This is a genomic window from Mycobacterium sp. E1386, from assembly GCF_001672745.1.
Taxonomy (GTDB): Bacteria; Actinomycetota; Actinomycetes; order Mycobacteriales; family Mycobacteriaceae; genus Mycobacterium.
Genome location: NZ_LZKH01000125.1, coordinates 1 through 4010, shown reverse-complemented (window position 1 = coordinate 4010; position 4010 = coordinate 1). Strand labels below are relative to the sequence as shown.

Sequence of the window (4010 nt, the reverse complement as noted above, 5' to 3'; positions counted from 1 at the left end):
GATCAAGCACCTGCTCGCTCAGGCCCACCAGGTAGCCAGCGTGCTCGGTGACCGAAGCGAGCAGATCAACCGGTTGCAGGTTCTCGGTGCGCGCGCCCGGCGGTGCCTGGATGGGCAGCGGTACCGGTGTGCCGGGGACATCGGGTGGTGCCTCGCCGGGGCGTGCGGCGATCGGGATGCCCGGCGACGGTGGCAGGCCGTTGGGGTTCGGTGGTGAGGCGGCTACGTCGATCGGCGCCGGGAAACTGCCACCGAACGGGCCGACGTCAACACCGGTGCACGGCAACGGGTTCCATGGCCGCGGCAGCGCGTCGGGTGGTGGGGTGTAGGAACACGCCGTTCCGGGTGGGACGGCCGGTCCCGGGTGATCGGGTGTGCCTTCGAGCACCGGCGGCGCGGGCGGTGGTGCGCCGTTGGGGAACCGGGTGCCGTTGGGGTCGGGCCAGCGGAACTCGGGCAGCCCGGCGCTGCGCCAGAAGTTCTCCGGGTCGATGCCGCGCTTCTTGAAGGCGGCGTCGACGAACGGCTGCAAAATCCAGTACGGCAGCAGGTTGGCCAGGACGATCTTGAAGTACGGTCCCGACGCCACGGATTCCCCGAGCGATGCGGCGAATTGACTTACATAAGTGAGGGTTCGAGCCAGGTCGTCTTTGCGTTCCACCAACACGTCGCTGATGGCACGCAACTGCTCCAGCACGGGATTGAGGTTCGGGTTGTCGTTGATGAACCCCTGCACCTCGGCCGAGAAGGCGGAAATGTTCTGCAGCAGGACGCCGACGGCGCGGGCGCGTTCGTTGAACGCCGCCAGCAGCGTCTTCGCGTTGACCAACAACCGGTTGATTTGTTCGCTGCGGTCACCGAGGACACCGGCCACTTGGTGGGCCTGAGCGAGTAAGTGTTTGACCTCCTCGTCGCGCTTGCCGATGGTGTCGGAGAATTGGGTCAAACCGTCGAGCGTGGCGCTCAGATGCGGGTAAGTCTGATTGATGGTCTGCGACACGACATTCAGCGACTCCTTGACGGTGTCGATGTCCCAGCCCGTGGCGGCCTTGGTGATGTCGAAGTTCGCGTCGTAAAGCTGGTAGGGCGTGGTGCTTTGGCCCAGTGGCAACATGGCCCCGGGCCGTAACGTCTGGGTTCCCCGCGGCTCGATCTCGAGCACCTTTTTACCCAGGATGGTGTCGGTCTTGATGGCGAGCCGGCTTTCGCTGCCGATGGTGTTCGCACCGATGTTGAACTTGATCACGACATGGTCGCCGTCGATATCGAACCCCTCCACCTTGCCGACGTTCACGCCGGAGATGCGCACCTTGTCGCCCTTATTGAGCTGACCGGTGTCGGTGAACTGCCCGTAGTAACTCGGGCTGGCGAACATCATCGGGATACTGGTGAAGCTCTGGCCGACGGCGACGACGAGCACCAGCACAGTGATGCCCATCAGCCCGACCCGGTTACGGTTGAATTCCGTCAGTGTTCTCATTGCGGCGTGCACCTACCGGTCGGTTGCTGCCAAATCCGAACCGTGCGTACCGGACCGCCGGGCTGCAGGCCATTCCACTTGATGGTGAGGTCGCAGACGTAGAAGTTCACCCAGTCCCCGTAGAGCCCGATGCTGCGTCCGATCAAGTTCAGCGCCGTCGGCGTCTTGTGGATCAGGTCGCCCAGCTGATCGCGTTGGTCGACCAGTGGCTGCTGAAGCGCCTGCAGATAGTTGATCGCCTTGTGCAGCAGAGCGCGGTTGTCCGCGAGCAGGTCGGCCACCGTGCCGGCGGCGTTGCTGATGTTCGCGGTGCCGGCGGCCAGCGGGTCGGCGTGGTGTTCCAGCCCGGTGATCAATCGCTCGAAGTTGTCGATGGTCTGGTCGAATTCCTTGCGGTGCCGAACGGTGGTGTCCAGCACGGTGTTCAAGTTCTTGATCACCTCACCGATGGCCTGGTCGCGTTCGGCGATGTGCGCGGTCGCCTGTGCGGTCTGGTCGAGGATGTCGTTGATCGTGCCGCCCTGGCCCTGGAACACGGTGATGATCGCCGACGCGATGGTGTTGACCTTGTCGGGGTCGAGCGCCCGGAACAGCGGCTTGAAACCACCGAGCAGGGCGTCGAGATCCAGCGCCGGTGAAGTTCGAGACAGCGGAATGAAGCCGCCCGGCGGCAGGACCCGGTCGGCGCCCTCACCCTCGCCGCGCTTGAGCTCCAGGTAGCGGTCGGCAAACAGGTTGAGATAGCGGATCTGCGCGGTCGTCGACTGGTAGAGCGGGATCGACCGGTCCACATCGAAATCCACCAGGACTCGTTGGCCGCCCTCGATCAGCCGCACCGCTTTGACCTTGCCGATCTCCACGCCCGCGGCGCGGACGAACTGGCCGTTTTTCAGCCCGGTGGCGTTGCCGAACTCCGCGTGATAGCTGTTGGTGCTGTTGAAGCGCATCTGAGCGAAGACCACGACGATCGACACAGCGATCAGCAGCAGCACCAGTGAGACGATGCCGAGCTTGATAGCGGAGCCGGTGATTTTCATGGGTTGATCGTGTTGTCTCCGACTTGACGGCCCCACACGTACTCGATTGCGTACGGCGAGCCGGTGTCTAAGTGGTTGTAGGGGGCGAGGCTGGCGCCGGTGTCCACCACCAGACTTGGCGCCGGCCACAGGTCATGGGTGACGGCCTGCCAGCATCCCGGCGCACCTCCGGGCCCGCCGCGGGCGTTCACCCGCGGCAGATTGTCCGGATACACAAAGGGATTCGGTGCCCCGCCGACTAGTCCGGCCAGCCCGAGGAGCCCCATGGTGGCCGCCGTGCCGGCTAACCCCGGGAGCGTGAGGATGCCCCCCAGGCCTGATGTCAGCTCGGTCATGGTTCTCAACGCGTAGCCGTTGCCGCCGCCCGTCGTCGCATACGCGGCCGGTTCTTCGTCGTAATAGTTCCGGATGGTGCAGAAGATCTCGGGGCTGTAGGTGTCGAGCAGCTGGGCGGTCGGCACCAGATCGGCGGCTCCGCGCTGAAAGTAGGGCCCGCCGCGGGCGAAGATGTCTTCGCCGGTGTTGCCCAACCCGGCCGCGGCCAACAGCGCGGCATCCAGGTCGGCTTCGTGCCGGTGCAGCGTGCGCGCTGTGATGACCGCGTTGTTGAGAGAGTCGAACAGGTCGGGTGCCGCTTTCGCGTAGACGTCGCCCAGGGCCGCCAGCCCTTGAATGTCGTGCCGGATCTGCGGCATTTGCGGATTGATGTCATCGAGGATGGCGTTGGCGTTGACGATCGACTGCCCGAACTTGTCGCCCAAGCCGGTCAAAGCCTGCGCGGCGGCAGCCAGCGTCAGGTTGACCTTGACCGGATCCAGCTTCTCCGTGATGGAGGTCAGGGTCTCGAACAAAGTATTGAACTCCGTTGTCACCGACCGGGCATCAATTACATGCTGCGGTGTGATACGTTGCGGCGTAGGCTTTTTCGGCGAAGTCAACGACACGTACTTGTTGCCGAAGACCGTGGTCGCCTTGATATTGGCGTCCACGTTGGCCGGGATCAGCTCGATGTACTTCGGATTCACGTTCAAGTCGAACTTGGCCACCTGGGTGCCGTCACGTTCGACCTCTGAAATGCTGGCCACCCGGCCGATTTCCACGCCGTTGTAGGTGACCTTCGACCCCGGATCCATCACCAAACCGGCCCGTGGAGCCAGCATCGTCAAACGAGTCGTCGGCGTGAGCCGGCCGCGAAACTGCAACCAGACGACACCCAGCACCACGGCGAAGACCATCAAGAACACCAACGCGGCCGTCCTGTACGGCGGAATGCGTTGCGGGTTCTCTCTGGCGTTCGGGGGCGGGGCTGTCATCGGCGGCTACACGGTGAGGTTGAAGTTCGGGGTTTTGCCGTAGACCGCCATCGCGGTGAGCACGACGACCACAACGATTGTGATCAACGACAGCCGCATGGATCGGCCGACCGCTTCACCGACACCGACCGGCCCGCCGGTGGCGGTGTAGCCGTAGTAGCAGTGGGTGGTCATCACGAC

Annotated in this window: 4 protein-coding genes; all 4 read right to left on the bottom strand. The window is 64.1% G+C overall.

Features of this window, described 5'->3' with window-relative positions; all coding sequences use genetic code 11:
- On the bottom strand, window positions 1–1480 hold a 1480-nt coding region (locus tag A5709_RS13540), incomplete at its 3' end, for a virulence factor Mce family protein (protein WP_197520140.1).
- A complete protein-coding gene (locus A5709_RS13535) occupies window positions 1477–2517 on the bottom strand; it encodes a virulence factor Mce family protein (protein ID WP_067945233.1) in 1041 nt (346 codons plus the stop codon). The genes A5709_RS13540 and A5709_RS13535, both read right to left, overlap by 4 nt.
- Window positions 2514–3830 carry an MCE family protein gene (locus A5709_RS13530; RefSeq protein WP_067945231.1) on the bottom strand — a complete coding sequence of 439 codons (1317 nt, stop codon included), beginning with the start codon at window positions 3828–3830 and terminating at the stop codon, window positions 2514–2516. Before A5709_RS13530 ends, A5709_RS13535 begins: the two co-directional genes overlap by 4 nt.
- 6 nt (window positions 3831–3836) lie before the next feature.
- On the bottom strand, window positions 3837–4010 hold a 174-nt coding region (locus A5709_RS13525), incomplete at its 5' end, for an ABC transporter permease (RefSeq protein WP_197520139.1).

Coding starts and splice junctions, on each gene's coding strand:
- A5709_RS13530 (WP_067945231.1), bottom strand. CDS start 3,830: ATGACAGCCCCGCCCCCGAACGCCAGAGAGAACCCGCAACGCATTCCG.
- A5709_RS13535 (WP_067945233.1), bottom strand. CDS start 2,517: ATGAAAATCACCGGCTCCGCTATCAAGCTCGGCATCGTCTCACTGGTG.